The sequence below is a fragment of the Micrococcus sp. HSID17227 genome, from assembly GCF_003989405.1.
Lineage (GTDB): Bacteria > Actinomycetota > Actinomycetes > Actinomycetales > Micrococcaceae > Micrococcus > Micrococcus luteus.
The window spans coordinates 1-765 of the sequence record NZ_RBLN01000508.1 but is presented as its reverse complement, the minus strand read 5'-3'; the positions used below and the strand labels follow the sequence as shown (position 1 = coordinate 765).

The window sequence follows — 765 nt, the reverse complement described above, 5'->3', positions numbered from 1 at the left end:
GCGGGGGCGCGCCGTGGACGCCACGGCGCTCCCGCACCGGATCAGCGCGCCCCGTCCGGGGCCGCCGCGTCGTCGGCGGGGGCCAGGCGCAGCGAGATCGAGTTGATGCAGTAGCGCAGGTCCGTGGGGGTGTCATAGCCCTCGCCCGCGAAGACGTGACCCATGTGGGAGCCGCACGCCGCGCACCGCACCTCGATCCGCTCCATGCCCAGGGTGGTGTCCTTCAGGTACTCCACCCGGTCCTCCGCGAGCGGTGCGAAGAACGAGGGCCAGCCGCAGTGCGCGTCGAACTTCTCGTCCGAGCGGAACAGCTCGGATCCGCACGCCCGGCACGCGTACACGCCCTTCACGTGCGAGTCCCAGTACTCGCCCGTGAAGGGCGGTTCCGTGCCGGCCCGGCGCAGCACCTGGAACTCCTCGGGCGTGAGCCGTCGGGCCCACTCCTCGTCCGTCAGGCGGGCGCCGCCCGGGGCGGCCAGGGTCTGCTCGGGAGCGGGGACGTCCCGCGCGGGGTCGGGGGTGGGGCCGTCATGGGGGGTGTGGGGAGGGGAAGGGGGACGTGGCGAGGGGGGTCGGGGGTGGGGCCGTCATGGGGGTGTGGGGGAGGCTCGGTCATGCCCGGTGCAACGGTCCGGAGCGCGGTCGTGTTCCCGACGGGCGTCGCATTGGCAGGCGCGCCCGCCCGTGGAGGACAATGGCGCGCATGGCCGCACGACCCCGCCGTCCCCGTACCCACCCCGCCGACCTGCCGCCCGCCCTGGCCGC

1 protein-coding gene is annotated in these 765 nt (G+C 75.3%); it reads right to left on the bottom strand.

Annotated features, from left to right (window positions below):
• Nucleotides 1-41: 41 nt before the first annotated feature.
• Entirely contained in the window at nt 42-479 is a 438-nt protein-coding gene (gene msrB / locus D8M29_RS12965) for a peptide-methionine (R)-S-oxide reductase MsrB (protein ID WP_127446065.1), read from the bottom strand.
• Nucleotides 480-765: the final 286 nt, after the last annotated feature.